The organism is Gloeocapsa sp. PCC 7428, assembly GCF_000317555.1.
Lineage (GTDB): Bacteria > Cyanobacteriota > Cyanobacteriia > Cyanobacteriales > Chroococcidiopsidaceae > Chroogloeocystis.
This window is the reverse complement of the sequence record NC_019745.1, coordinates 5,367,851-5,394,238: the sequence shown is the minus strand read 5'-3', so window position 1 is coordinate 5,394,238 and position 26,388 is coordinate 5,367,851. Positions and strand designations below refer to the sequence as shown.

Below are 26,388 nucleotides of genomic sequence, written 5' to 3'. Positions count from 1 at the left end.
GGTAGTTGTAGCGGTGAGTATAATTACGAGTCGCACCTTTTGAGATGAATGAACGTTTAGCTGAAGAAAGAGACTTTTGTCTTTATGAATCAAAATGAATTAATTGGTGCGTATCTGATGTGAAGCGATGATTGCCGCTTAAGTGACCATCTTCCATATGAATAATACGGTCGGCAACGTCTAAAATACGATTATCGTGCGTCACCATGACAATTGTACAGCTTTGTTCTTGAGCAAGATGCTGCATCAATTCAACAACAGCACGACCAGATTTGCTATCTAAAGATGCTGTTGGTTCGTCAGCTAAGACAAGTTTAGGTTGATTGACTAAAGCCCTGGCGATCGCAACGCGTTGTTTTTGTCCACCAGAGAGATTTTCGGGGTAGTAATTGAGGCGATCGCCTAACCCGACTGCTTGAAGAATTGTTTGCGATCGCGCAACTTGCAGCGAAATGTTATTGTTGACTTGCGCTGCCATTTGCACATTTTGCTGTGCTGTGAGAAATCCTAGTAAGTTGTGTGATTGAAAAATATAACCGATTTGGCGTCGCAGTTTTGTTAGCTTTTGCTGACTTGCGCCGGATAATTCTTGACCGAGAAACTGAATACTTCCTGATTGTACAGAACGCAAACCACCAATCAAACTGAGTAATGTTGTTTTTCCCGATCCTGATTGTCCTGTAATAATCACAAACTCTCCCGCACCAATTTCTAAATTAATATCGAGTAAAGTTTGCTTTTGCAAAACGCCTTTACCATAGTAGTGGTTAAGAGATTGAATTTTTAGTGCTGGTTGTTGCATAGATTACTGATTAACTAAAAATATCTGCTGGATCAGCCGCCCGCAGTTTACGGATAGCGATCGCACCCGATACGCAGCACATCAAAACTGTCAAAAGTAGTACTAATAAGGCGCGGCTTATTGTCATGGCGATTGGTAACAGCGTTTCTTTTTGTACTATATTGTACTGAAACATCGCAAAGGCAAATCCAGGTAAATATCCTAAAGCAGCTAAGATTAAAGCTTGCTGAAAAACAACAATGAGTAAGTAAACTTGAGTGTATCCTATTGCTTTGAGTGTTGCGTATTCGGGTAAATGATCGGCGATTTCACTGTACAATATTTGATAGACAATCACAGTTCCGACGACAAACGCCATGATTGTTCCTAGAGTAAAGATAAAACCAATTGCTGTACTACTTGCCCAATAAGATTTTTCAAAATCGATAAATTCTTGCTTAGATAGTAGTCTGATATCTTTTTGCGTTAGAGAACTCCGCAGCTTTTCAAGAACAACTTCGGTATTTGCTCCTGGTTTGAGTTTAACTAAACCAACGTCAATAAGTCCGAGGTTTCGTCCGTCTTGATTAAATAACCGGAAAAAATTTAAATCGCTTGTGATTAAATTACCATCAGCACCGAATGACGTTCCTAGCTGAAACAATCCGCCAATTTTAATTGTGCGTCCTCCTACTTCTGTTGCGATCGCCTTTCCTTGTAAAAAATCAGCGGCGATTGTACCGAACTCTTGACGCGAACCTTGGTCGAACAAAAAAACATCTGGTTGCTTAATTTTATCGAGGTTTTGTTGGACTCCTGGTAAGTTGACGATAGAAGCATCTGGGTCAAATCCAATCACTTGAATACTACGCAGCTTGCGTGTTTGAGGGTTTCTCCATGAAGTAAAACCTATATAAATAGGATGAACGGATTCCACTTCCTCAAGTGCTAAAACTTGGTACAAACGCCGCTGCGAAAAAGTTTTCAGAGAAAGTAACGCATCCGATTGAGGATTGATGACAACAATTTCGCCATTCAAGCTTTGGTGAAACTGAACATTACCATCAAACAATGCTTCTCGAAAACCTAATTGCATAAACATTAAAATATTGGCAAAAGCAATTCCAGCTAATGCCACAATTAACCGTGTTTTTTCGCGCGTGAGTTGTAACCATGCCAAAGGAATTTTACGAATCATTTTCTTGGCATTAAATAAGTATTGTTCAGTTTAAACATTAATTTCTACAACCACTTTGGCGTAAGTAAAACCAGAAACTAACTCGCTAGCTGTTGTGGGTAAATTAATTCTGACTTCTACAACTCTGGCATCAACATCCGCAGCAGGATCGCTATCTAAAATGTTTTGTTTACCGATTTGTCTACCTACTTGTGACACAGTCCCTTGAATTTTTTCAGAAAAAGCTCGGTTTTCGCTAGTAATACTCGCTGTTTGACCTGTACGTACTTTGCTAATATCTTCTTCAAGAACTTCTGCAACGACAACCATTTGATTGGTCCGCGCGAGTTCAGCAATTCCATCGGAGCTAATTGTTTCTCCAGATCGCGTGTGAATTTTAATGATTTCCCCATCAATGGGAGCTTTAATATAGCTTAATGCTAATTCTGCTTGAGTTAATTTAACAGCAGCCAGCATCCGATTTACTTGAGCTTGGGCTTCGCGCACGTCGGTTGGGCGCACTTCGGTAATGCGGTTGAGATTGGCTCGCGCTTCCTCGATTTGGCGTTGTAAAGTTGCGATTGTTTCGTTACGAGTTGCTTGGCTTTCATTAACTTGCTGTCGTGCGGTTTCTGCATTTAAGCGTCTTGTTTCCAGTTCTTGCACAGAAATTGCACCCTCTTGATACAACCGTTGATAACGTTCGTAGTCACTTTGAGCATTGCGCTGCGCTGCTACTTGACGCGCGACTGTTGCTTGAAGCGTTTCTTGTTGTCCTGCAAGTTCGGCTTCCAGACGGGCGATCGCGGCTTTTTGGGCTTCGATTTCTCCGGTTTGCGCTCCTGCTTGGATTTTTGCGAGTGCAGCACGCGCAACTTGTACATCGGCTTGAGCGCTTTCTAGCGCGGCTTGTAGGCGGGTATGCGTGTCTAGAATTGCTACTGTTTCACCTGCTTTCACCCAATCGCCTTCTTTTACCAAGATTTGCTCAACTCTTGCGCCTTGTGCTGAACTTGGTGAAGATAGGGCGACAACTTCTCCTTGTGGTTCTAAGCGCCCTAACGCAACAACATTGCGGGTGACTGGCGTCGGATTAGTTACTACTGTAGGCGTTGGTTGATTTGTTTGGTGAAATCGAATGAAAGCAACAGTACCAACAACAACAGTTGTCGCAAGGATTAAAGGAATGCGCCACTTATTTGGCTTGAAGCGTGATTGTTTTGACCCTGGCTTCTCTGTAACGATTGACATAGTAGCTGGTTTGTAGATCTGAATGTTACTGCTGTGTTGTAAAGTCGTAGCTTGTGTTTGACACCGCAGTTTGGTATGACGCTAACTCAGGAGAAGTAGCCCCTAAATCCCCATGTGTGGGGGACTTCAAATTTAGGACGCTCTCAAATGGGAAGTTTATTCTTTTTTAGATGTCCTTTGAGAGTTGATTTTATCTTTGACACCTGCACTAAAAGTTGCAAAATCTTAAGTTGCTCGTTGCAATAATTCTCGTAACTGAGATCTAAGAATTTATCAACCTACCAAAAATGTTTCGATTTAGTTCACTATGACACGTTGTACCTTTAATCTAGTTGCGATAAAGGTGTAAAAGTGTGTAACTTGTGTTTCTTTTATGTTCACAAGATAAGATGCGCGCAAGTTTGGGGTTTTCTATTTCTGCGATTAGCGGCGAAGATGTTAATTACTGAGTAGGTGCAACTAAATCAGAATCAATGCTTGGCTTGACTGGATGTCTTTGGATGTAAGCGAATAAAGCTGATGTCAGCACGAGGACAACGGAGACAAATACTACGACTTCAATCATGATGTTGAAACGCATAATTCTTAGTTGTTACCTCCATCAAACAAGATTGAAGTGTTCTATGTGGATATATTTAGCGGGAACTTCTAGCTCGTGTAAGGCTTTTTCGACTTCAGCTAAAAAGCGGGGCGAACCACAAAGAAAATAGCGCCAGCCTTCGCGATCGCTTGGAATATGTCGTGCTAGCAGTTCTTTGTTGATATAGCCCGACTCTCCCGCCCAATTTTCAGGAGGCTTTTTGATTACATGAGTTACACTCAAGCTCTCTAATTGCTTGTTGAGATATTCTAATTCTTCGCGGAAAGCCACATTCTCCCAGGAAGCATTGGCGTAAATTAAGTGAATTGGTCGGCGATCGCCGCGTTGAGCAAAGGTAACGAGAATGCTAAACATTGGTGTGACACCTACACCGTTGGCGATGAGAACTAAGCCAGTGAAGCTGAACTGATCCGGAGTAAAAGCGCCGTGGGGACCATCAAGAAAAGCTTTTGTCCCTGGTTGAATGTGTTTAATTTTGTTTGTAAAATCACCAACGGCTTTGATTGTGAGTGCGACTTGATCGGTGCGATCGCCGTTAGAAGAAAACGAAAACGGATGCTCTTGAATGTGATAAGGAGAGCGATCGAGCGTTAACCAAGCAAATTGTCCTGGAGAAAAACGAATACCTTCATGTCCCTGCGGACGCAGTACGAGTGTCCAAGCGTTACCTCGTTGTGGAACCACAGTTTCTACCCGATAGGGTTTTTGCATCATCAACCACGGCTTGAGCAAACGGACATAAATCAATGAACCAAACGCCACAAACGCTAGCAGCGTCCACAGCAAAGCTTTCCAAGGAAGTACAAGATAGTAGTTCACGCCAAAAGCATGAGCTAGCCCTAACCCTACCGCAGTTACAGCAAAAATTCCGTGACTGGTGCGCCACACTTCATAGTTGAGCTTGAGTTTCTGTCGCCATACCGAAGTGACAACAAGTAATATTAAAGCGATCGTCGAAAGAATGGCGAATTTTGCTCGCCAAGGAGCCGCAAAAAAGTTGAGCGCTTGTAGGTATTGACGATCGTGAAAAAATAAAATGATGGGATGAGCAAGGATCAAAGCAAATGCGACTTGGGTAATATAGCGATGGTATTGCAGAACAATATCAATACCGTAAGGAGCCGCGATCGCATCAAAACGCGCTGTCAGTGCAAATTGCAGCATCATCATTGCCAAGCCTACATATCCAAAAGCCGCAGAAAACTCAATCCAAAAACCCCTCCCACTTGGCGCTGGCTGAATCAACAGAATCAACAACGGAGAAAGGGTTAATAGAAGATGTAAAGCTATCCAAAATATTCCTACAACCCAGAAATTTTTTCTTTGAAACATCTTTCTCTTTCCACTTACTTTGAGGGTGGTGCGATCAAGTTGTTGTTAGATATTTCAACCAAAATCGTAGTGGTTAAAATTGTCTAACAATTGGTTCAGGCATTTTTTGAGACTTAGAAAAACATATTATCTTTCTAAATCTCGAATTTAGATGTTCCGTTCAATCCTCTGAGTTTTTCTCTTGTCTAGCTCATTTGATTCAGGTAGTTACTCCTGTTTGTAGAGTATTTCTTAATGCCAAATGGCTGTAATAACTTTTTGAGCGTGAAAAAAATCGTCGTACAAATGCATAGGCTAAGATTTTTTTCAAGTGTTTATTACTAACTTAACTCGCTCGTCGAGGTCAATTTTTAACGCTGCTTTTTGTTCCAGCACCTTCGTTTAATAACACTACTTATTTCGCCTACACCAACACAAACCTAGTACAGCAAACATACTTAAAGTCAATACTGAAACACCCCCAACATTAGCATTAGAAACGGGATCGGCACGGAAAACTGCGGTTTGACCATTTTCTAGCAGCGCTTCAAATGTCACTTGACCAGTATTGTTCAATCCGCGTCCATCAATCACCAGATCCACTACTTTAGAATTAGCAAGAGGATCGCCAACAGCAATAACTTTGTTAGTTACAGGGTTTTTTCCTGTATAAATACCACTACCACCTCCCGCATGAAGATAAGCTAAAAAGGCGATTTGACCTTGATCGTTAAGCGCAGGAATTGATTGAAAAAAACTAAAAGGACCACTATCGTCAATATACGTTTCTACTTCTCGATCTCGTCTCTTTTTAAAGATACCGTGCTTGCCATTATTTAACTGAGCTAAAAAGGCAACCGTGCCATTATTATTAATAGCTGGTGAACTGAAGGATCTAAATCTACCAGTACTGTCAGCAACTTTAACAGTTCCTTTACCTCTACCAAGAAAGATTCCAGTTGCTCCTGTATCCAAAGTAGCGTGAAACGCAACCGTGCCAGCATCATTAATCGATGGTACACTAAAAGCACTAGCAGGACCATCAGTTCCTACGGTTCTAAAGCCAGCATTAAAGTTACTAAAGCGATCGCGGCTGGAAGCAATCGTTGTTGTTTTACCATTTTGATTAACAAAAATTCCCGCTTCTGTTGTATCTAGAAGGGCATTAAAAACTATTGCCCCTTGATCGTTCAATTTGGCGTGACTAAAGTATCCAAATTCACGATTACTATCAACAATAGTAGTAATCTTTCCATTATTCTCGGTAAAAACCCCTGTATAAGATTGGGCGTAGTCTGGACTATAAAAAACACCAATGAATGACTTTGTGTTGCTGTTGTTGATAGTAGGACTAAAGAAAATGTGATTAATAGGGCTACCATCAACAATTGTTGTATTTCCGCCTCCCGAACCGGTAAAAATTCCGTTTGGTGGAAGAGTCCGATCGACAAAACCTTCAAAAGCTACGGTTCCTTTGTCGTTGATAGCAGAGGCTCTAAATACACTATGGGAAGTACTAATTTGACTGATTTGGGTAAACTTGTAGCGAGACATTGTATTGCTTATGTAGTTAAAAGTTTAAAAGCGTTTACGCTCCGAATGAAATCGGAGTTACTTGAAACGAATGTGACAGAAGTAGACTTTAAGCAGTTGCGATCGCAATTTTGACGAATTAGCTGCGTAGAGATGAATTGTAACTGAGTAGCTGCACCCAAAAGCTACTTGGCTAGCTTCTCAAATTTTTCCACAGATTCACGACAACTGCATTCAAATAACTAAGTAGATGTGTAGATTTTACGTGTGATATGCGTGTAACTTTAATGACGAATTGGTTTTAACCCAAGTGCTTGCATGACTTCTGCATCATGCACATCTAGCTCAAACCACTGTCCCCAACCGATCCCCATAGATTCCAATACTTGTCGCACATCTTTGAGATAGCGTAGTAGCGAACCGCGCGGAACTGTCCAAGGAATCGCACCAAATTCATTGCATAAAACTGCAACGTTGTTGGTTCTTGCCCAATTGGCGATCGGAGATAAGAGTGTTATCAGTTTATCTCGATCCCATTGTTGTTGAGCGTAATGCTCTACTGCGTTTTTCGCCTCAGTGTCTTGAATTTTGCTCAGTGGAAGAGTTATTGTCGCAAGAGTTGCAGGATAGGGGATATTTTTCATAAATTGTGTAGCACGCCATCCCCAGGAAGCGCCTTGGTGGGTGAAAACAAATGGTTCGTAAAAGTGGAAGTTATACACGACATTTTTATCTGCAACAATGCGAGTCAAAGGAAGCGATCGCGCGTTGTTCCAATCGTTTGCAGTCGCACTCACATTGGAACTGGCAATAATTGTGTGGTGGGGTGCGCCTGTGCGCATAGCTTTGATTAACTCGATTTGCACCCGATCCCAAGCTTGAGGTGTTTCTGCATTTGGTTCGTTCATCACTTCCAAAAACACCTTTTCGGGATCGCTGCTGCGCATATGAGTTGCAAAAGCTTTAAAGAACGCAACAAACTTAGCGAGTACAGCAGGATCGGAATACAGCGATTTGGGATGATTAAACGGCGCTAAAATGATTCCCAGCCCTACTTGCGCGTGAAGCCGCACGATCGCATCGAGAGTCGCTAGCGAATCAGTCTTTAAAACACCAGGATTCTTGTTATCGAAAAATGTTGATAAAACAACAGGTAGGCGCGTGTAAGTCAATCCCAAGCGCTTGTACTGCTGCAATGTTGCTAATGTATAGTATCCATCAGCGAGGTTGTGTCGTTGCCAGTGTCCGAGATTAAAACCTTTGGCTAAAGTCTGCAATCGGCTGGGTTTAACTGTGGTAGGTGATGCGGCTTGCAGGCGATCGCACGCAATACCTGTTAGCCCAGAAGCCATTGCGAGTAGACCAAACCGGATAAAATGAGAGCGAGAGCAAGAACGAGTATATTGCATAGAATTTATTTATATAGATTGTCTCGCGTGTCGAATGCGGTATTTTTGCACAGTTCCGATCATGCGTTGCGCAATAGTTTCAATCTGGTGATAAAAAGATTGCGGTAGAAACCACAACAAATACGCAGCAACTAAAGTCATCAGCGTACGACGAGGTTCTTTCCAAATACTCCAATGAGTAACCAAAGCTTGATGCATCAAATTTACCGCGACTGTTCCCGAGTGCATCCGAATCGCACTTCGCGCCAGCGACTTGAGTTGATAAGCCTTCGCGGGGCGATCGCACTGTGCAACGAGTTCAGGGGCATAAGTACGAGTTTTTGCGAGAACCTTTTCTAATGACTCAAACTGCTTGAATAAATTTTGCGAAGCCCCTTGAGGATTCACTCGATACAACGTAAGCGCTTCAGGAATTCCCTCAATTTGCCAAGAAGTTTGAATTGCAATGCGCAGCCAATATTCTAAATCCTCAGCATGATGCAATTGCTCGTCGAAATAACAACCCTGCATCGCACTATCTTCTATCACTTCTCGCCGCATGACAGCCGCCGAACCGTTCCCAACAACACTATCGAGCAAGAGATACGACGGCGTAATATTTTTGAGTTTGGGCATCATAAACGTACCGAGTAAATTGCCCGATTCATCAATAAAAGCGGAACGGCTAAAGCTCACACCTACACTGGGGGAAGATTCCAGATGCGCCAAATGTTTTTCTAGCTTTTGTGGTAGCCACAGATCATCGCCATCTAAAAACGCAATAATTTCACCTTGCGCATGACGAATACCAGTATTGCGCGCTGCGGATACACCACGATTTGCTTGGTGAATAATCTTAATTCTCGGATCGTTAAACTGCTGACAAATCGCCACACTCGCATCCGGCGAACCATCATCGACTATTAACAATTCCCAGTTTTGATATGTTTGTGCTACCACCGATGCTACTGCTGTAGCGATATACTTCTCGACTTTGTACACCGGTACGATCGCTGTTACTTTTTTCATTTTCAGATACTATGCCAATTGTCTAGATTGCTCTTGATGAATGCGGCGTTTTTGGCTGTTTCCTGTCATTTTTAAAGCAATCGCTTCTATTTTTTTGTGGATTGAGTTAGGTAGAAGCAACAGCGAATAAGCAGCAGCTAAAGTTAAAAGTGTTCGGCGTGGTTCTTCAAATAAGATCCGCCAATGAGTTGCTATAGCTTGATGCACAAGTTGTACAGCTTTTGATGTAGCTTGTTCGCGGATTGATCTACGAGCTAAAAATCTTAATTGATAAGCCTTCGCGGGGCGTTCCCATCGTGCAATCAGTTCAGGGGCATAAGTACGAGTTTTTGCGAGTACCTTTTCTAACGACTCTAGTTGTTGCAATTCATTGGTAGAAGCTCCTGTTGAATTGACACGATACAATGTGAGAGCTTCAGCAATGCCCTCAATTTGCCAAGAAGTTTGAATTGCAATGCGCAGCCAACATTCAATATCCTCGATATGATGCAGTTGCTCGTCAAAATAGCAGTCATTTTGAGCATCTGAATATTTAATCGCTTCTAAAACTTCACGCCGAATGACCGGAGCCGAGCCGTTGCCGATGGGATTGCGATAAAGTATGTACGATGGTGCGATCGCCTTCAGCTTCGATAGCTGATAAATTCCTAAACGTGTTCCCGATTCACCAATAAAAGCGGAACGACTAAAGCTCACACCTACACTGGGGGAAGATTCCAGATGCGCCAAATGTTTTTCTAGCTTTTGTGGTAGCCACAGATCATCGCCATCTAAAAACGCAATAATTTCACCTTGCGCATGACGAATACCAGTATTGCGCGCTGCGGATACACCACAATTTGCTTGGTGAATAATCTTAATTCTCGGATCGTTAAACTGCTGACAAATCGCCACACTCGCATCCGGCGAACCATCATCGACTATTAACAATTCCCAGTTTTGATATGTTTGTGCTACCACCGATGCTACTGCTGTAGCGATATACTTCTCGACTTTGTACACCGGAATAATGACTGTTACTTTTTTCATTTTTTGATGTAATTTTTAGAAGGCATAAATTTTTTACTAGGAGGATACCGAAGAATTAATCAAGATGCTGTAAATAGCCCTCAAAGTTCTCTACTTATAGGAAACTTACAACGTCAAAATCTTCCAGAAGTAGAAAGCCAAAATTGTAATATTTGTTTAATAAAGTACTATTAAACTTTTACTTGGTTTCAATAAATCATAGTGTTACACAGTAAAATTAATGTGTTTATTTTGTCTATCTTGTGGTGGATATCTGTGTAACAAGTGTCTTTATTTCGCAACTCATATAAAAATAAAAATATTTGCGCTATTGTATAGTCTTATTGGTCTAAAAAAATACTGACTTGTATATATCTGTAGAACACATCATATATTACTTCGCTTCAGGCAACGCAGAATTTTTACTATAATGATTGGAGTCAGAATTGAAGCTGACAATTTTATTTAACGGTCAATTTTGGGAAGGAATAGTTGAAATAAACTACGAAGGTTCTTTTAAAGCCGGAAGACATATATTTGGCTCAGAACCTAAAGATCCTGAAGTTTTGAACTTCGTAATCCATTCCGCACTGAAAATTTTAGAAAATACCACTTCTTCAATAGAATTAAATGTATGTGAAGAAAAGAAAGTTAATCCTAAGCGTCTTGCAAGAGAAGTTGCCAAAGAGTCTGTTAGAGGCGTGTCTACAATGGCACAGGAGGTGATTCAACGCGAGTTAGAAACTCGAAAAAAGGAAAAGAAAGTGGTTTCTAAAGCTCAAAAAGAAGCCGAAAAAGAGCAAAAACGTTTACTTGCGCAGCAAAAAGCAAAAGCAAGACATCGCGGTAAAGGTTAAGCAATCTACCTTAATAAGATCATTCCTGCTACTTGAGGATTAAAATGACTAGGAAAGACAGTAGGGCAAGGATGACTTAGAAAATATTTTTGACAAAATTCAGGTGTTGTATTCTTGTCTGTATATTTTGCTCTTTGTAAATTAACTATTTGCAGATTTGCTTGATACAAATTAGTTCCAATCAAAACTGACTCCTGTAAATTGGCTCCTGCCAAATCAGCGTTTTGTAGATTAGCTCCTATCAAATTAGCATTTTGTAAGTTAGCTTCTTCCAAAATAGATTTTTGGAGATTGGCTTTTAATAAAGTAGCATTTTGTAAGTTAGCTCTTGCCAGAATAGCTTCCTGTAAATTGGCGTTAATTAAAATTGCATTAGAAAGTTGAATATTAACCAAATAAGCTTTCTGGGACGCTAAACCTGCTAAACTTTGTTGCTCCCACTCTAGCCAAAACCAAGGGATTCTTCTAGGTGTACTATTTAAAAACTCAAGTGCTTCAATGCGCCCACCGCTTCCAGGTTGATCGTATGCTGCGGTAATCACTTGCCATGCTTGATAAATTTCTGTATTGCGCTGTTGGCGTTCGTTAAAAATAACAAAAATCGCAGCAGAAAGAATTGATAAATTACCAATGAGTTGAATAATTTCTATAAACGCTAAGTTTTTGAGCCAATCAAGAATAACTTCTAAACGTTTCTCGAATGAGTTAAATGTTGCTAAAAACTTAGCCTGCTTCACTGGTGGAATATGCTTTCCACAACGCTTGCGATGTTCTCGATCTACTTGAGATGCTTGCTTACTTCGGTTTCTCATGGCATTTAGCAGCCTAAACAATCAACCTCCTGCACGAATTTTAGATTTGCCCCTAAAATTAGGTTTATTTTTAGCAAGCTAAATTAATAAAATATCAATTAAACGTTTCCACTCTACGATGTCGCCATTTCTAGACGTAAGAAGATCAGTCAAGTCATCAAAATCTCGATGAATTCCATCTTTATAAATTTTGACTTTTTCTTCGTAAGAATTTACTTTTACACGATCTGTTTTGCCTTTAAGTAGAAAATTGCAATAATAGTCAAATAGATCAATTAGTATTTGGAATGGCAGAACTAATTCTTCATAATTTAAATTTTGACAATACTCGTTGTATTCTTCTAGCATTCCTCGAATGATAAGATATTCTAAATAGTTGAGTTTGACAAAAGGATTGTTAGGGAATTTGTGTAATGCATCTTGCATAAGCTCCATCGAGCGAGTAGAGTCATTTTGCTTGAGTAAGAAAACAGCGTACCGTTTCACTGCCCACGTGTAAGCAGGATTTTTAGTCAAAACATCATTGTAAGCTTGTTCTGCTGCTTCTATACGGTTGTACTTTTCTAAGAAATAAGCATAGTGTGAGAGTGTCCACAAGTCGGTGTCATAGCCACGCTGTAAAGCTTTTTGATACCATTCATAAGCGCGATCCATCAAAAAGTTGCGCTCTAGAATGTAAGCGTAGTAATTGGCTCCTTCACTTCTATTTGCGGTAAATGCTTGTTCAAGATGGTGCAATGAGGTTGCGTAATCGTAAGTTTTACCATAGCATTGACCGATTCCGTAATGAAAATCTGCTGTTTGTTGGTGCTTCAGCAAGTGTTGATATAGTTTGGTTGCTACTTTATAAACATCTTCTGTACGCAAAAAGTCTGCAACTTCTGCAATTGAGGCGATCGCATATTCTTGATATTGGTCAAGAATCTTTTCATACTCATGATTTCGAGCAAGATTCATCAACTCGTTTTCTATCATTAGTTGTACCTGTTCAATATTGTTTAACTTGCTTGAAAAGCAGTTTTGTGCCAAAGTGACAATGCTTTAATTTCGGCAAGTGGTAGTAACAAATTATCTTGAATTTCTTGCCGCACTCGATTGCTGACATAACAGCTATCGTTCAGACAATCTATCAATAATTGGTTGGCATTGTAGTATTGTTTAAGTATTTCCATCTGCTGACGACTAAACTGCCAATCGTAGCCAAAATCCCGATAGGAAATAGAGACGACCTTTAATTGTTCCATCCAAGCATCACCGTTAGCTTCCCACCACAGGTCAAATTCACTATCGTTAAGTGAGCCGAATACTTGTGATTTAAGTTGTTCCAATTCTTGCTCAAGCTTAGGATCGACAATACTAGCACGGTTGATTGCTCGCTCAAGAACACGCTTGAAAGTCAGGATGCGCTTGGGAGTATCTTTAATGACATGATTAAGCGCCAGTGTCCGATCAAGCGCCAGGTCAAGTGCAAGCTCATCATTTATTTTACGAGTTATTGTCGGCTCAAGCGCACGCGATAAATCTAAAGTACTACTGAATAGATTAGAAGTTCGTGATACGTCAAGGTCAAAATAGAAAGCTCGTACGAGTACTGACTTCTGTAAACACATACTACGAGCTTTTTGGCTAACCCAAGTAAGAAACGCTTGTAATTGATCATCTGTTGCTAGGAGTTGATCGACGTGTTGCTTCATTAACAGCAGCAGATAGTCAGCATTTCGTAGCATACTAACGCTAAACAAAAATACTTCCCGCCAGCGCTTCTCTGTGCTATGACTAACCAGTTTTCGTAACCCTCGCTCTAAAGCGTCAGGATCGGGGTTATCAACAATTGTCTGCGCCGTGAAATACTCATGAAATGTCAAGTGCGAAAACGAATAGATTCCCCTAGCGCGTTCTACTAACAACCCATGTTGAGCTTCGATTGATTTGAGAATGACTTCGCTATCGAGTTGCAATGCTTGAGTTGCCGTGACGCTACTCGGTAAGCTACGAATATAATCAGCAATGTACTGTTCTAACTCTTGCTGGCGGAAGAAGTATTCACCTTGTTCAAACGTCTGAAAAGCAATTTGGCTAAGTAGATCTTCCTTGTGTTTCACTGACAAGTTTTTGTAGACTTGCTCGCGTTCAATGTTACGCTTAGCATCCCATTTTTTGAGCAGTAGATTAATTCCTTCTTTGTAAAACTGCGTGCGATTGGTAGGAAAACTCGCTGTTTCTGCAAATACTAAACATATTAGCGTTAGTAATAATGGATTAGTCGCGAGTTCGCGAATTGTAGCGTTTTGTTGGAGCTTTTGTAGAAAATTTGTACTTTCCTCTTGCGAAACAAACCAATTATGAGCAAAACTGGCGATTTGATCTGCATCAAAATCAGCAATTTCTACCTCAGTAAACTCTTCAAAAGTATATTCGCGGGTTGCAATTCGACACGTCAAGACAAAATGGCAATGAAGAAACTTCGCTACAAAATTTCGGATCTCTTGGACAACGCGGTAGCAATCTTTCTCCTGCACCTCGTCGAGTCCATCGAGTAAGACGAGCGCCCTACCATGAATTAATATTTGAGCCGCGATCGCGCTATCTATAATTCCGCAGCTGGTAAACTGCTGTGCTATGTACTCAAGCAAGCTTGGCTGTTTGGGTGTTTCGGCAAAGTCTTTGAGCGCGATTAAGATGGGGACTCGATTGGCTTGTAGCTTTCCGTTGATACATTGTAAAGCAATGTGCTTCAAAAAAGTTGTTTTGCCTGCACCTGGTTTACCTAATACGGCTAACTTTGTATGCTCTTGGAGTGCATCTAAACCTGATATTGAGCTTTGAGTGACTTCTCCCAAGTTTGGACGATCAAATTCGTCTGGAACGCAAACTTTGAGTAAATCGGCGAGTTCTAGTCGGCGTCGCCCCGTAATTTTTTTGAGTAGGTTAATTTTGGTATAAATGTTGTTTAATTCAACGGGCTGGGACATATCTAGTACCCGCATTAGCCCGCACCTTTGTTCGATTGCGGTACGTAGTTTGTCGCGTACCTCTTGTACTGATATGTCTATGTCACACCGGCTACTGAAGTTAGTTAACGCTATCTGAGCAAATTCAACTTCCTCGCCTAATTCAGCAGTTTCTTCCTCCCAAGTTTCTAGTTCAGCAACATCTTGCCAAGGTAATTCCAACCTTTGACAGATTTTATGAAAGTTTTCTCGCCCTACCGGTTTGCCAGCAAAGAACTTTTGCACTGTCGAGCGCGAGACTTCTAACTCATCTGCCAAATCAAGTTTGGTTGCAAACATCAACATAGCCCGATTGGCGCGGTTAAGTCCTTCCGGTGATGCTTTTAGCGATCGCCCTGCCTGTACTTTCATATTTACAATGAGTAAAACCCTACTGATGGTATTCAGAGTTAGCTTAAAACGTCATAAAACTAGCCTGGGAAGAACACTCAAGTTAGCTAATTTTTCTCAACTATATAGTAACAGACTTATTCAGTCTGTATTCACCACAACAATCAATTTTTTTTAGTGCTGCTTCAAGCGCTGTGACCAAAATATATACAAGATAAGTATGCTTAATCAGCCAAGTTATTTATGAATCCTAATCTTGATAATTTTGGTAATTTTTTACACTAGATATCTAACATTGTTTATCTCTTGCAACTACTAATAGTAATAAATGGCTAATTATTGCTGGCATCGGGGTAGGCAAGCAAAATTATACTAATTCTTCTTGCTTTGACATTTTTTTTCTTCTTCCTTTAGAGAGATTAGAATCTAAACGACATATGTAGCGAAAAAAACAATTTATTACTATTAAGAAAAGCTAAAGTTGTATTAAAAACAACAAACTATTAAAAAAAATCGCAAAATCGATTATATACAAAAAAAACACATAAAATACACATCTTTAAACCCTGATTAGGCTTGATTAATTTATGAGATATGCAAAACTATAAAGCAACTCGTAAATGATGCGCCTTGCATCAAACTTGATAGAGAAAGCGCTGATGATTCTCCTGCCTAGTTCTAAATAAATGATAAATCGCTAGAGAACCAACCGAGTTTTTTTGCTAGAGCTAAAGCTTTTATTGTTTATCAGTCAACTCTATCTTTTAGGATGCTTGTGAAAAATTAGCTATGTCTTTCATAGTAATTTACATTTTTTTTAGCATTGTTAGCTGAATTTTTTACAGGTTTTAAATTAGTTAATAGGAGTAATAAACAAAATTCGCCTAAATTATCATTTGAGGAGATGATAATTAACATTAGTCTTATTAATGACTGGAACACGGAGTGATTTGAGTCATCAAAGTAATAGCCAATCCGAAAATAAATAAATAGGTGTTTAACAGACGAATAAATCTCGTGGCATGTTGGTATCCAAGCATTAAATTTAACCAATGATTGCTGTAAATAAGTTACAAACATTGTTAAATGCTGATCATTTTGTTGTGTCAGCTGAGTTAACGCCACCGCGACATTACAAGATAAAGCCATTAATTAGCAAAGCAGAAAAGATTGCTGCGTATGTAGATGCAGTGCATTTAAATGACAACGCGCTGTCACAAGCACGGTTATCTAATGTTGTAGCCGCACATTTAATTCAACAAATAGGAATTGAACCTGTTGTGCAACTCACACTACGCCACAAAAACCGAATTGCTTTGCAGAGTGACTTATTAGGGCTAGCAGCACTGGGAATTCGCAACATCATGATTTTAGGAGGCTATCCCTGTTCAATTGGTAGCGATCCAGAAGCAAAGGAGGCAAATGATATTTCTGCAATTGATGCGATCGCCGCAATCCACAACTTAACAACTTATGGCAAGATGTTTAATGGAGATACGATCGCGCCCGCACCTGACTTTTATATCGGAACCATCGCACTTCCCTATGCCGCGCCGGATAAATTAGAGGAGAGTATGGCGCTTTTGGAGGCAAAAATTGCTCGCGGCGCACGTTACATTCAACTACAAGCAACTTTCGATCTGGCAGCAATGCAGCAATGGATGGCAGAAGTTGTGAAACGCGGGTTGCATCAGCGAGTTCATTTTATCGGCGCAATCTTTCCTTTTAGTAGCTGGAAAGGACTTGAGTTTTTACAGAAAATGCCAGGCTTCTACATTCCTCATGAAGTTGTCGAGCGCATTCGCAGGGGTGATTGTAAGTCAGAAAGTCTGAAAATTACTTTAGAGCTTATTCAAGGAATGCAAGCGATAGAAGGCATTCGCGGCGTTCATTTACGATTGATTGGTTCGAGTGATTGTTCTCAAATTGTCGAGTTAGCAGGGTTACGGCAATTCGCCTCGAACCACTTTGGCGAAGCCTTCCCACTCTCTTAGGACACAAAGTACACAATTAAAGCTCGCTATATCTACACGGTGAAAGTGACTATTGATATTTGTAGTTAAACTGGTTGCCTTGTATCTGCATAAGAATTAGCTCAATCGAAGCTATATCAAACACTTTTCTTACCAAGAATTAAAGAATGAAACGAGTAGTCATTACAGGTATTGGTGTTGTCGCTCCTTTAGGAATCGGTAAGGAGCAGTTTTGGAAAAATGCAATTCGCGGACAATCGTATTTGCAAGCCGATCCAGAAATGGAGGCGATGGGGATTAAAAGTAAAGTGGTTTGTCGAGTTGCTGATTTTGATCTTTCCGATTACTGTTCGGGAGCAGAGTTTGACCACTTAGTTGAACAAGATCGAGTTGTGCAGTTTGGCGTTGTCTCTGGAACGGCGGCGATCGCGGATTCAGGTTTAGACTTGAGTCAAGAAGATCCTGAATCTTTAGGAATTATCTTTTCATCGGCGATCGGTGGTACGCCAACAATTCAAAAAATCTTTGAGCGGTGTAGCGAAAAAGGTACCCAGCCGTTAAAACACGTTGCCACGGGTGAGAATTTTTACAACGCAGGGATGTTTAATTATCCTGCGGCGCTCTTGGCACGGAAACACGGATTTCAAGGACCGTGTACTTCACTATCAACCGGTTGCACGGCGGGGTTAGATGCATTGGGGTTGAGTTTTGAACTGATTCGCTCTGGCGAATGCAAGGTAATGCTGGCTGGAGCCTCCGAAGCGCCACTGACTAGCTTGACATATGCAACACTTGATGTTATAGGATCGCTTTCAGTAGCAGATTGCGAACCAGAAAAGGCATCGCGTCCCTTTGATGCCAAGCGTGGTGGATTTGTCATTAGTGAAGCTGGTGCGGTACTCGTACTTGAAGAACTCGAACACGCGCTGAATCGCAACGCCCACATTTATGCGGAAGTTGTCAGTTACTACAGCGTCAGCAATGCCTTTCACATGACGGATCTTCCCGACCATGGAGTTCCTATGGCAGCAGTGATGGAACGGACGCTCCATCTAGGTAATGTTGAACCAGAAGAGCTTGATTATATCAACGCGCATGGTAGTTCCACACCGCAAAACGATTTATTTGAGACGAATGCTTATAAGCAAGTACTAGGCGATAAAGCATACCGCTTGCCAATTAGCTCAACCAAGTCGATGATTGGTCATTCGCTCTCTTCTGCCAGTTTAGTAGGAGTTGTGGCAACTTTAGGCGCAATTGAACTTTCGGTTATTCATCCAACTGCCAATTACGAGTTTCCCGATCCTAATTGTGACCTTGATTACGTACCCAACGAAGCACGTTCCACCGAGGTCAACACCGCGCTGCTCACAGCGAGTGGTTTCGGCGGTATTCATTCGGCAGCTATTTTCAAAAAGTATCAGGAGTCGTTAGGTGAGTAAACACGATGTAGTAATTACTGGTATTGGTATTATCAACCCTGCTGGTATTGGTAAAGATGAATTTTGGCACAATATTAGTACAGGTAAGTCGGCAATTCGCGAGATTAGCCGCTTTGATTCGACAGACTTTCCAACTAAAGTTGCGGGTGAGATTGCCGAGTTTGAACCAGCCGATTATATCCCGCGCCGCTTTATTGTTAAAACAGATCGATTTACGCACTACGCTTTAGCGGCAACCGAATTAGCGCTGCAAGATGCCACACTTGATTTAACTCAAGAAGATTCGTATCGCGTTGGCGTTTGGTTTGGTAACAATGCAGGCGGTTGGGATATCTGCGAACGCGGATTTTACGAACTGTATAACGACGGCGCAACGATGGTCAATCCTTGGCAAGCAACCGCGTGGTTTCCGACAGCTGCCCAAGGATATGTGACGATTCGCTATGGAATTCGCGGGTATAGTAAGAGTTTTGTTTGCGATCGCGCCAGTGGTGCAAGTGGACTGTACTTTGGTATCAAGTCAATTCAAGAAGGATTTAACGATGTTGTGATCGCTGGCGGTTCAGAAGCACCGATCACGCGGTTTGGGATGACGTGTTACTACGAAACCGGAGAAGTCAGCGCCGCGACTGATCCAGAAAAAGCTTATTTACCCTTCGACCGCAATCGTACAGGCTTAGTATTAGGTGAAGGAAGTACCGTTTTAGTGCTAGAGTCTGAAGAACACGCCCGTAATCGAGGTGCGAAGATTTACGGTAAAGTCGTCTCAGGTTGCATGACGACGGATACCGATCCTACAAGCGGCATTCACTTTGAGCGCTGCATGACACGTGCGATTCAATCTGCACAAATTCAACCCACAGATATTGATGTTGTTTTAGCCGAAGGCTGCGGAACGCAACAAAGCGATCGCATCGAAGGCGAAGCCATTTCTACAGTTTTTGCCCAAGCGCCAAAGGTTGCGGTTTCTGTTCCGAAAGCACTTTACGGTCATCTTTATGGTGCAAGTTGCGTTACTGAGGTCGCTTGCAGCCTCTTAGCAATGGAAACCGAACAATTACCAACAATGAGCCAAACCGAGCCAGATGCAGACTGTCGGCTCAACTTTGTGACGCAACCACAAAATCATCCGGTACGCCACGCACTCGTCAATTCCCGCGCCCGCGAGGGAGTGAATGCATCGTTTGTGATTGCTAAGTGACGCGATCGCGCATGGCAGCAATTACCAATTACCACTAAAGTTACGTTTTTGATTGAGGTATCTACCTATGGTCATGGATGCGCTAAAAGACATCTTAGTTGATTTAGGAATTCCCGAACAAGAGATTACAGAAACAGCACTGCTGCGCAAAGACTTGCAACTCGACTCAACAGAAACCGTCGATATTTCCCTTGGACTCAAACGCCGCTTTGGTGTCAATGTCAAACTAGAATCCCGCAAGGACATGACATTAAAAGATGTTTGCGAGATGGTTAACAGCGCGATCGCGGCTACGGCTACGGCGACATGATGCCCACGGGAAAAGGAATACAAGGTTTCATGTATCTACAAATTGCCCAACCAAGACAACTTGCCGAAATTAAAGGTATCGGAATTGATATCGCACCCGTTAGCAAAATTGCCTCGCTCGTCAGTCGCTACAACAGTGAAACGCTGACTCTGCTGTTTACTCCTCGCGAAATCGAACAGTGCCAATCTGCACCTTATCCTAATCGGTATTACGCCGTATGTTTTGCCGCTAAAGAAGCTGTAGGCAAAGCCCTAGGAACTGGATTAGTTGATATCAACTGGAACGAGATTGAATCGATAATCTCTCAGTCAGAATTAACAATCAAGCTACGCGGCGCAGCAAAACAAAAAGCATTGCAGTGTGGAGTGAAAGCATGGCTAGCAACTTGGTGCTACTGGGATGACTATGTGATGGTTCACGTTCTTTCTAAGGGCGAACACGTATGAATCAGTACGAACAATTACCTGATATTTTCAATGTTGCAGCCTACTTTATCAAAGGTAATTTGCATAAAGGCTATGGCGAACGAATTGCTTTGTATCATCAGGACGACACATACACGTATCGCAAAGTCAGTAACGAAATTTGTGCTGCTGCTGGATTACTTGCCGAGTTAGGTTTAGAACGCGAAAATCGATTCGCGATTCTCTTACCTGATAGTCCAGATTTTGTCTTTGCCTTTTGGGGGGCGATTTGGTTAGGTGCTGTTCCAGTACCAATTAATACGGCGTGTAACCTTGATGATATTGAGTACATTTTGCAAGATTGCCGCGCTAAAATCTTACTCACAACTCAAGAGTGGCAAGACAAACTTTCGCCAATTCAATCTCCGTTCTTACGGAATATCCTCCTCACTGATGGAGAGAACTCCTTTAGGACACTTGCAAGCTCATTTTCTCAAGAACTACCACCCGCACAAACATCCCCCGACGAACCAGCGTTTTGGCTTTATACTTCCGGTAGTACAGGTAGACCCAAGGGCGCGATTCATCTTCATCGTAGTATGGTCTTCTGTGCAGAACAGTACGGTAAAGCAACGCTTGGTTTGCATCAAGACGACATCACGTATTCGATCGCTAAGATGCCGTTTGCCTACGGTTTAGGCAACACTTTATATATGCCGATGGCGGTTGGCGCAGCATCGATTTTGTCAGATGCAAATAATGCGTTTGACATTATTGCCGATATTCATCGCCATCGACCGACAATTTTGTTTGCAATTCCTGCTACCTATGCTAGTATTCTGGCAGTGCAAGATATTGCTCCTTTAGATGCTTCCACATTGCGCTTATGCGTATCGGCAGCAGAGCAACTACCAAAAAGCATTTGGCAAAGGTGGCGTAGTACCTACGGTATAGAAATTTGCGAAGGTATTGGCACAACTGAGTTTTTACACATCTTTCTTTCCAATCGTTTAGGCGAGTGTCGTCCTGGTAGTTCGGGTAAACCTGTTGTTGGTTACGATGTCCGCATCATTGATGAAAATGGCGTATCAATGCCTACTGGTGAAATTGGTAATTTGCAAGTAGGTGGCGACAGTTTAATGCTGCGGTATTGGAACCGTCACCAAGAAACGCGCCAAGTCATCCACGGTAATACAATGCGTACCGGAGATAAATATCTTTGTGACGCAGATGGCTATTTCTGGTTTATGGGACGCAAAGACGACCTGTTTAAGGTTAACGGACAATGGGTGTCGCCGTTTGAAATCGAAGATGTGTTGCTGCAACACGAAAGTGTACTTGATGTTGCAGTCGTACCGGAATCAGAAAGTGGTGAAAATTTAACACAAGTTGTGGCGTACATCAGCCTCAAAGCTGGTTTCTCCGAGTCGGTTGAACTAGAAGAGAGTATTCGCAGATTTGCCAAAATGCAACTACCGCGATTTAAAGCTCCGAAAAAAATTCAATTTTTAGAACGCTTACCGCGTACCTCAACGGGAAAAATTCACCGTAAAGCATTACTCAAAGCCAGTCAACTGGTTCAATAACAAAGGATAACTTTAATGGTAACGCAGCAAAAAAGACGCTTGGTAATGGGACCGAGTGACGTTCCGACGATTGATGACCGAGGTGGCGAGATTCATGTGTTGATTTCTCCTACCAGCGTACAGTCTACCAAGTTGATTATGGGGACAGCAACCGTACCAGTGGGTGGCAGAGTATTATGTCACGCGCATCCGCATGGCGAAGAGTGCTTTTACGTATTGCAAGGGCAAGGCGAAATCGAAATTGCAGATGTGGGTGTTGTTCCGTTTCAAGCTGGACAAGCGGTGCTGACTCCCCAAGGTGCAGCGCATTCGATTGTCAATGTTGGCAATGAAGAAATTCGCGTTGTTTTCGCCTCAGCCCCTTTAGCACCTTCCCCCAAAGACGGACACATTATTCTTGAAGGAGAACATTAAAATGAAGAACATGATGCAAGAAGCACCGGATGTTGCCCAGAGTTTCTTCGATCTGGCAAAGTCGGTGAAGCAGTATTCTCCGCTTGATGAAAAGGTCAATGAATTAATTATTATCGGTATCTTCAGCGCGCATCGGGGTTTACGAGGCATTAATACTCATGTAGAGCGCGCTATGGCAGCTGGTGCAACTAAAGAAGAAGTGATCGCCGCGATTCTTTTAGCATTACCGATTGTGGGCATTACCGATGTCAATATGGCGTTGGATCAGGCGATGGAGACGATCGCAATGACAGCCGATAAGAAGGAGGTTGCAGGTGCGGCGGCTGGTTGATTTGAGCGTATTGGTCGAAAACTCGGCGTCAGAACCGATGGAAATTCGCGTCGAGCGACTCGATCATATCGATGGTGCTAAGCATTTTTGTGCGGAAGTGGCAACGCGGAACGCTGCGAAATCTGATTCTCGCCGTCTCGAACCGGAAGATTTTCCTAATGGTGCGTTTATTACTTTAGATACTGTCACCTTACCCACACACATGGGAACGCACATTGACGCACCAATTCATTACGGTTCAGATTGTGAAGGTTCGCCAGCACGTTCGGTCGATCAGCTACCGTTAGAGTGGTTCTATAGTGACGGAGTACGCCTCGACTTACGCCACAAACAGCCGCAAGACTTTATTACCATTGCAGATATCAAAACTGCCCTAGACGCAACGCAACATCAACTCAAGCCGTTTGATATTGTTCTGATTTGGACAGGAACCGATAAACTCTGGGGCAAGCGCGAGTATTTTTCCCATGCACCAGGGATGAGTCGCGAAGCTACCGAGTGGTTAGTAGAACAGGGAATTAAAGTTATTGGCATTGACACTTATGGTTTTGACCGTCCATTTGTCACAATGCTAGAAGACTTTTGGCGGACAGGCGATCGCAGTTATCTTTGGCCCGCACACTTCTACGGACGCGAACGCGAATATATTCAAATCGAACGTCTTGCCAATCTCGATCAGCTACCCGACACAGGGTTTCAAGTCGCTTGTTTTCCCTTGCGTGTTAAAGGTTTAGATGCAAGTTGGGTACGCGCAGTAGGGATAGTTAATGAGTTTTGAGTTTTGAATTAACTATTCAACGACTTCACAACAGTAGTTTATAGCTTCAAGGAGTACAAATATGACAGGTTATACCGAAAACAATATTGTTATTCTGCGAGATTTTGATACTGTTTTTGACTTGACAAACGATATTGAACTTTGGCCGCAATTATTTACTGAGTACGAAAAAGCCGAAGTGCTAGAGCGTAATGGTAACGAAGTTTTGTTTAGCTTGACGACTTATCCTGAAGGCGATCGCCCTTCGCGGACTTGGGTTTCGCGCCGACTCATTGACAAGCCTGGTAAACAAGCTACCGCTGAACGTGTCGAAAAAGCTTTTCCGTTCAAGGACATGAAAATCCATTGGACGTATGAAGAGTTACCGCAAGGCGTGGGTGTGGTGATGACTTGGATGCAAAAATTTGAAATCCATGACGATTGCAAGTGGACAACCGAGCAAATGGAATCCTTTCTCAACCGCAATACCCGCGTTCAAATGCGAGCAATTAAAGAAAGAGTTGAAGCTTGGTCTGTAAAGTCTCTGACAACAAACGCTGTTTAATTCTTACCGCAACCACCCGAAGGAGCCATATCAATGTACCAGCTAGCAACTGATTTTTTAACCTATCACGAAATGTTTGTTCCAGGTCAGAAAGATCCACTCGTTGTTTTGCAAACTTTATTGCAAACAGGGATTTTTTCTGAATATGTGATGTACGAAAGCGAAAGCGAGGTACGGATTGCGGGCAATGCTTTAGCTGAGGTTTCAGTCAGCGCTGAAGCTGTATCTAGCCGATTTATGAGCCAGAAACACTCAGAAAGTTGTACCGATCCTCTTAAGCAAGTCGAGGCGATTTTTGCGTCTTTACCAGTAGAAAACTGGACAGCTTATGGTTACGTTGGCTTTGATATTGCCCGCTTTTATTATTCGTATTCCAAAGCAATCGATCAGCCATTACTATACTTTTTGGTTCCAGAAACTGAACTTTATATCACTACGAAAGGCGTACACATTAGAAGTATTAAATCGCCTGCCAAAGTTTTAGAAGTCTTATCCGCTGATAGCAAATTAGCAGAATACGTGCCGACACCTCCGAAGGTGGCTGCAACGGAAAATCAACAATATGAAAAACAAGTTGCAACTTTAATCGATGCAATTCAAAATGGCGAGTTGCATAAAGCGATTATCTCGCGATCAGTGAAGGTAAAAGGGAATATGGACGTTCTTGGTACTTATGTATTAGGAGCCAAGAGCAATAACGCGGCGCGATCGTACTGTATGCACGTGGGAGATGTCTGCGCTGTGGGCTTTAGTCCTGAGATTTTGATGGAAGTTAGCACCGATGGTTTTGTCGTTACCAATCCGCTAGCTGGGACGCGTCCGCGTAGTTCTAATTCAGAAGAAGATACGCGCTTGAGTGATGAGTTATTTATTGATGCTAAAGAAGTTAAAGAACACGCGCTTTCAGTTTGGTTAGCACAAAGCGAGATTAGTACAGTTTGTTCGCCCGAAACTGTGCAGATTTTTGACTTTATGCAAGTTAAGCAATATCGTTGCGTGCAACATTTATCGTCGCGGGTTGGGGGACAACTCAAACCAGGGAAAACGCTGTGGGATGCCTTGAAAGTATTATTTCCTGGAATTACGGTATCTGGAATTAATAAACACGAAGCTTTAGCATGGATTGACCGCTTGGAAGAAGAACCACGAGGCATTTATGCAGGTGGTATTGGTTGGATCGATAGCAGCGGGACAGCAGATTTAGCGATCGCAATTCGCTCGGTTTATCAATATGGTGACTCGGTTTATCTCAATGCAGGTGCAGGTATCGTTGCTGAATCAGTTCCACAAAATGAATTTGTCGAATCAGTTAACAAGATGAATACGATGCTCACCAATTTGGTGATGGAGTCTTAATTAGTCATTCCATTACCAATTACCCATGACCATTTACGCATTGCAAGTATGTCTTTTATTCAGGTTGCAAATCGCAAAGCTCATTATCATGCGCCTTTGGGCTTACCGTCTTCTGGCGATCGCATAATGTTGTTAGTACACGGTGCTGGAGGGAGCAGTCGTCATTGGGAACCCATGTTAGCCCAACTCGATGCGGCAGAATGCTTTCCTGTCGCGATTGATTTACCAGGACATGGGGCTTCAGATGGGTATGTCCCTGATTCGATCGACGCTGTGGCTGAGTTCCTCAATGCCTTTTTGGATAGCTTAGGAATTGAGCATCCGATTTGTTACGTGGGACAATCGATGGGCGGCTTGATCGGATTGCAATTTGCGCTGGCTTACCCAGATCGCGTTGCGCAGTTGGTTTTGATGGCAACATCCGCACGCATTCAACTTCATCCTGATTTTCTTCAGCAGGCGATAACTGGGCAATGGAATCACGAAACTCTTTGGCAAAGCTTTGCGCCTGAAGTCCCCGAAAATCTCAAAGAACTTGTTTTAGGTGAGTTTCAACATACTCGCTTAAAAGCCAATGCCTCAGATTTTATGGGCGTGAGTTCTGTCGATCTGAGTAGCGCGGTGTCAGCTTTACGGCTTCCGACTTTGATTCTCACCGGAGATGATGACGTGATTATCTCGCCGCGCAAATCTAAGATGTTACACTGGCAAATCGAAAACTCTCATTTAGTCACTGTACCTGGCGCGGGTCACTATTTGCACGTCGAACAACCCGCGAAAGTTGCATCAGAAATCGTGCATTTTGTCAAGGGCGATCGCTTGCTATCAGGTTTACAAATTCGTAACTAATCTTTTCCCCTGATCTTTGATTGCTGCTATAGCAGTTTCTTTGGGGTAGTTAGGACATTGAAGATACGAATAACCATTACCCTGACTGATTTTCAACCCTGACCTTTGCTA

General features: G+C 42.3%; 25 protein-coding genes. 13 read left to right on the top strand and 12 right to left on the bottom strand.

The features are described from left to right. Positions 1–82 precede the first annotated feature (82 nt). From GLO7428_RS23730 to GLO7428_RS23695, 9 genes are all read right to left on the bottom strand, one after another. Positions 83–802 (bottom strand): DevA family ABC transporter ATP-binding protein, encoded by a 720-nt coding sequence (locus GLO7428_RS23730; RefSeq protein WP_015191132.1) that lies wholly within the window; start codon positions 800–802, stop codon positions 83–85. Positions 803–812: 10 nt separating this feature from the next. Beyond that, entirely contained in the window at positions 813–1,979 is a 1,167-nt protein-coding gene (gene devC / locus GLO7428_RS23725; RefSeq protein ID WP_015191131.1) for an ABC transporter permease DevC, read from the bottom strand. 30 nt (positions 1,980–2,009) lie between these two features. After that, complete coding sequence (locus GLO7428_RS23720; protein ID WP_015191130.1) at positions 2,010–3,209, bottom strand: ABC exporter membrane fusion protein; 1,200 nt, start codon at positions 3,207–3,209, stop codon at positions 2,010–2,012. Positions 3,210–3,651: 442 nt separating this feature from the next. Then, positions 3,652–3,789 (bottom strand): hypothetical protein, encoded by a 138-nt coding sequence (locus GLO7428_RS28660; protein ID WP_178378128.1) that lies wholly within the window; start codon positions 3,787–3,789, stop codon positions 3,652–3,654. Between the two features lie 21 nt (positions 3,790–3,810). Beyond that, on the bottom strand, positions 3,811–5,142 hold the full coding sequence (locus GLO7428_RS23715) for a ferric reductase-like transmembrane domain-containing protein (protein WP_015191128.1): 1,332 nt from the start codon (positions 5,140–5,142) through the stop codon (positions 3,811–3,813). A 390-nt stretch (positions 5,143–5,532) separates the two neighbouring features. Further along, complete coding sequence (locus tag GLO7428_RS23710) at positions 5,533–6,675, bottom strand: choice-of-anchor tandem repeat NxxGxxAF-containing protein (RefSeq protein ID WP_015191127.1); 1,143 nt, start codon at positions 6,673–6,675, stop codon at positions 5,533–5,535. Positions 6,676–6,938: 263 nt separating this feature from the next. Beyond that, entirely contained in the window at positions 6,939–8,063 is a 1,125-nt protein-coding gene (locus tag GLO7428_RS23705) for a glycoside hydrolase family 5 protein (RefSeq protein WP_015191126.1), read from the bottom strand. A 9-nt stretch (positions 8,064–8,072) separates the two neighbouring features. After that, positions 8,073–9,071 (bottom strand): glycosyltransferase family 2 protein, encoded by a 999-nt coding sequence (locus GLO7428_RS23700; protein WP_015191125.1) that lies wholly within the window; start codon positions 9,069–9,071, stop codon positions 8,073–8,075. Between the two features lie 9 nt (positions 9,072–9,080). Continuing rightward, positions 9,081–10,100 carry a glycosyltransferase family 2 protein gene (locus tag GLO7428_RS23695; RefSeq protein WP_015191124.1) on the bottom strand — a complete coding sequence of 340 codons (1,020 nt, stop codon included), beginning with the start codon at positions 10,098–10,100 and terminating at the stop codon, positions 9,081–9,083. A 425-nt stretch (positions 10,101–10,525) separates the two neighbouring features. Here GLO7428_RS23695 and GLO7428_RS23690 point away from each other — a divergent pair, with 425 nt between their 5' ends. Next, positions 10,526–10,936 carry a YjdF family protein gene (locus GLO7428_RS23690; protein ID WP_015191123.1) on the top strand — a complete coding sequence of 137 codons (411 nt, stop codon included), beginning with the start codon at positions 10,526–10,528 and terminating at the stop codon, positions 10,934–10,936. A 5-nt stretch (positions 10,937–10,941) separates the two neighbouring features. Here the strand turns inward: GLO7428_RS23690 and GLO7428_RS23685 are convergent, their stop codons facing one another. From GLO7428_RS23685 to GLO7428_RS23675, 3 genes are all read right to left on the bottom strand, one after another. Further along, complete coding sequence (locus GLO7428_RS23685; protein WP_015191122.1) at positions 10,942–11,748, bottom strand: pentapeptide repeat-containing protein; 807 nt, start codon at positions 11,746–11,748, stop codon at positions 10,942–10,944. A gap of 78 nt (positions 11,749–11,826) precedes the next feature. Continuing rightward, positions 11,827–12,705, bottom strand: a complete 879-nt coding sequence (locus GLO7428_RS23680; RefSeq protein WP_155823864.1) for a tetratricopeptide repeat protein — start codon at positions 12,703–12,705, stop codon at positions 11,827–11,829. Between the two features lie 41 nt (positions 12,706–12,746). Beyond that, a complete protein-coding gene (locus tag GLO7428_RS23675; RefSeq protein WP_015191120.1) occupies positions 12,747–15,110 on the bottom strand; it encodes an NACHT domain-containing NTPase in 2,364 nt (787 codons plus the stop codon). A 1,031-nt stretch (positions 15,111–16,141) separates the two neighbouring features. On the opposite strand from GLO7428_RS23675, the gene GLO7428_RS23670 reads away from it, so the two are divergent. From GLO7428_RS23670 to GLO7428_RS23615, 12 genes are all read left to right on the top strand, one after another. Continuing rightward, entirely contained in the window at positions 16,142–17,083 is a 942-nt protein-coding gene (locus GLO7428_RS23670; protein WP_015191119.1) for a methylenetetrahydrofolate reductase, read from the top strand. A 146-nt stretch (positions 17,084–17,229) separates the two neighbouring features. After that, a complete protein-coding gene (locus tag GLO7428_RS23665; RefSeq protein WP_015191118.1) occupies positions 17,230–18,504 on the top strand; it encodes a beta-ketoacyl synthase in 1,275 nt (424 codons plus the stop codon). Then, positions 18,497–19,705 carry a beta-ketoacyl synthase gene (locus GLO7428_RS23660; protein ID WP_015191117.1) on the top strand — a complete coding sequence of 403 codons (1,209 nt, stop codon included), beginning with the start codon at positions 18,497–18,499 and terminating at the stop codon, positions 19,703–19,705. The genes GLO7428_RS23665 and GLO7428_RS23660 overlap by 8 nt, the downstream gene beginning before the upstream one ends. 67 nt (positions 19,706–19,772) lie before the next feature. After that, positions 19,773–20,015 carry an acyl carrier protein gene (locus GLO7428_RS23655; RefSeq protein WP_015191116.1) on the top strand — a complete coding sequence of 81 codons (243 nt, stop codon included), beginning with the start codon at positions 19,773–19,775 and terminating at the stop codon, positions 20,013–20,015. Positions 20,016–20,044: 29 nt separating this feature from the next. After that, the gene (locus tag GLO7428_RS23650; RefSeq protein WP_155823861.1) at positions 20,045–20,461 is read left to right on the top strand and encodes a holo-ACP synthase; all 417 of its coding nucleotides are present in this window, start codon (positions 20,045–20,047) and stop codon (positions 20,459–20,461) included. Continuing rightward, positions 20,458–22,005, top strand: coding sequence for a benzoate-CoA ligase family protein (locus GLO7428_RS23645; RefSeq protein WP_015191114.1), 1,548 nt, complete (start codon positions 20,458–20,460; stop codon positions 22,003–22,005). Before GLO7428_RS23650 ends, GLO7428_RS23645 begins: the two co-directional genes overlap by 4 nt. Before the next feature lie 15 nt (positions 22,006–22,020). Continuing rightward, positions 22,021–22,419, top strand: coding sequence for a cupin domain-containing protein (locus GLO7428_RS23640; protein ID WP_015191113.1), 399 nt, complete (start codon positions 22,021–22,023; stop codon positions 22,417–22,419). A gap of 1 nt (position 22,420) precedes the next feature. Continuing rightward, positions 22,421–22,750 (top strand): carboxymuconolactone decarboxylase family protein, encoded by a 330-nt coding sequence (locus GLO7428_RS23635; protein ID WP_015191112.1) that lies wholly within the window; start codon positions 22,421–22,423, stop codon positions 22,748–22,750. Beyond that, positions 22,734–23,528: a cyclase family protein gene (locus tag GLO7428_RS23630; RefSeq protein ID WP_015191111.1), complete on the top strand. Its 795-nt coding sequence runs from the start codon at positions 22,734–22,736 to the stop codon at positions 23,526–23,528. Before GLO7428_RS23635 ends, GLO7428_RS23630 begins: the two co-directional genes overlap by 17 nt. Before the next feature lie 61 nt (positions 23,529–23,589). Further along, on the top strand, positions 23,590–24,072 hold the full coding sequence (locus GLO7428_RS23625; protein WP_015191110.1) for an SRPBCC family protein: 483 nt from the start codon (positions 23,590–23,592) through the stop codon (positions 24,070–24,072). Positions 24,073–24,105: 33 nt separating this feature from the next. After that, positions 24,106–25,428: a salicylate synthase gene (locus GLO7428_RS23620; RefSeq protein WP_015191109.1), complete on the top strand. Its 1,323-nt coding sequence runs from the start codon at positions 24,106–24,108 to the stop codon at positions 25,426–25,428. 48 nt (positions 25,429–25,476) lie between these two features. After that, positions 25,477–26,277: an alpha/beta fold hydrolase gene (locus GLO7428_RS23615; protein ID WP_015191108.1), complete on the top strand. Its 801-nt coding sequence runs from the start codon at positions 25,477–25,479 to the stop codon at positions 26,275–26,277. The last annotated feature ends 111 nt before the right edge of the window (positions 26,278–26,388 follow it).

Bases quoted from the DNA above. Each gene is read 5' to 3' on its own strand.
- GLO7428_RS23730 (WP_015191132.1), bottom strand. From the start codon at position 802: ATGCAACAACCAGCACTAAAAATTCAATCTCTTAACCACTACTATGGT.
- devC (WP_015191131.1), bottom strand. From the start codon at position 1,979: ATGATTCGTAAAATTCCTTTGGCATGGTTACAACTCACGCGCGAAAAA.
- GLO7428_RS23720 (WP_015191130.1), bottom strand. From the start codon at position 3,209: ATGTCAATCGTTACAGAGAAGCCAGGGTCAAAACAATCACGCTTCAAG.
- GLO7428_RS28660 (WP_178378128.1), bottom strand. From the start codon at position 3,789: ATGCGTTTCAACATCATGATTGAAGTCGTAGTATTTGTCTCCGTTGTC.
- GLO7428_RS23715 (WP_015191128.1), bottom strand. From the start codon at position 5,142: ATGTTTCAAAGAAAAAATTTCTGGGTTGTAGGAATATTTTGGATAGCT.
- GLO7428_RS23710 (WP_015191127.1), bottom strand. From the start codon at position 6,675: ATGTCTCGCTACAAGTTTACCCAAATCAGTCAAATTAGTACTTCCCAT.
- GLO7428_RS23705 (WP_015191126.1), bottom strand. From the start codon at position 8,063: ATGCAATATACTCGTTCTTGCTCTCGCTCTCATTTTATCCGGTTTGGT.
- GLO7428_RS23700 (WP_015191125.1), bottom strand. From the start codon at position 9,071: ATGAAAAAAGTAACAGCGATCGTACCGGTGTACAAAGTCGAGAAGTAT.
- GLO7428_RS23695 (WP_015191124.1), bottom strand. From the start codon at position 10,100: ATGAAAAAAGTAACAGTCATTATTCCGGTGTACAAAGTCGAGAAGTAT.
- GLO7428_RS23685 (WP_015191122.1), bottom strand. From the start codon at position 11,748: ATGAGAAACCGAAGTAAGCAAGCATCTCAAGTAGATCGAGAACATCGC.
- GLO7428_RS23680 (WP_155823864.1), bottom strand. From the start codon at position 12,705: ATGAATCTTGCTCGAAATCATGAGTATGAAAAGATTCTTGACCAATAT.
- GLO7428_RS23675 (WP_015191120.1), bottom strand. From the start codon at position 15,110: ATGAAAGTACAGGCAGGGCGATCGCTAAAAGCATCACCGGAAGGACTT.
- GLO7428_RS23670 (WP_015191119.1), top strand. From the start codon at position 16,142: ATGATTGCTGTAAATAAGTTACAAACATTGTTAAATGCTGATCATTTT.
- GLO7428_RS23665 (WP_015191118.1), top strand. From the start codon at position 17,230: ATGAAACGAGTAGTCATTACAGGTATTGGTGTTGTCGCTCCTTTAGGA.
- GLO7428_RS23655 (WP_015191116.1), top strand. From the start codon at position 19,773: ATGGTCATGGATGCGCTAAAAGACATCTTAGTTGATTTAGGAATTCCC.
- GLO7428_RS23650 (WP_155823861.1), top strand. From the start codon at position 20,045: ATGTATCTACAAATTGCCCAACCAAGACAACTTGCCGAAATTAAAGGT.
- GLO7428_RS23645 (WP_015191114.1), top strand. From the start codon at position 20,458: ATGAATCAGTACGAACAATTACCTGATATTTTCAATGTTGCAGCCTAC.
- GLO7428_RS23640 (WP_015191113.1), top strand. From the start codon at position 22,021: ATGGTAACGCAGCAAAAAAGACGCTTGGTAATGGGACCGAGTGACGTT.
- GLO7428_RS23635 (WP_015191112.1), top strand. From the start codon at position 22,421: ATGAAGAACATGATGCAAGAAGCACCGGATGTTGCCCAGAGTTTCTTC.
- GLO7428_RS23625 (WP_015191110.1), top strand. From the start codon at position 23,590: ATGACAGGTTATACCGAAAACAATATTGTTATTCTGCGAGATTTTGAT.
- GLO7428_RS23620 (WP_015191109.1), top strand. From the start codon at position 24,106: ATGTACCAGCTAGCAACTGATTTTTTAACCTATCACGAAATGTTTGTT.
- GLO7428_RS23615 (WP_015191108.1), top strand. From the start codon at position 25,477: ATGTCTTTTATTCAGGTTGCAAATCGCAAAGCTCATTATCATGCGCCT.